Origin of the sequence: Pseudomonas sp. HY13-MNA-CIBAN-0226 (assembly GCF_040310305.1) — a bacterium.
Taxonomy (GTDB): Bacteria; Pseudomonadota; Gammaproteobacteria; order Pseudomonadales; family Pseudomonadaceae; genus Aquipseudomonas; species Aquipseudomonas gregormendelii.
Genome location: NZ_JBEOPS010000175.1, coordinates 1 through 281, shown reverse-complemented (window position 1 = coordinate 281; position 281 = coordinate 1). Strand labels below are relative to the sequence as shown.

Genomic DNA, 281 nt, shown 5'->3' with positions numbered 1-281 from the left:
ACATGGCGCAGCTTGAGGCCGTGGCTCGGGGCCTGGCAGTCATCGGCGCACACGGGCTGGCCGGTCTGTGCCTGGAGCATCAGGCGCAGGCTGTCGGTGGTCAGTGACACCACCATGTCTTCGGCGTTGCTGTCGTTGGCCATGATGATCACCGCCAGCTGCTGATCCGGTAGCAGGGTCAATTGGGCGACGAAGTCATCGCCGCCACCGCTGTGCTGGTAGGTACGCACGCCGGGGCCGATGGGCTCGTCACCGCAGGGCGCCAGAAACCAGCCCAGGCC

General features: G+C 66.9%; 1 pseudogene. It reads right to left on the bottom strand.

Features of this window, described 5'->3' with window-relative positions:
* Positions 1-281, bottom strand: a pseudogene (locus tag AAEZ05_RS28285) (serine hydrolase); the annotation flags it as partial.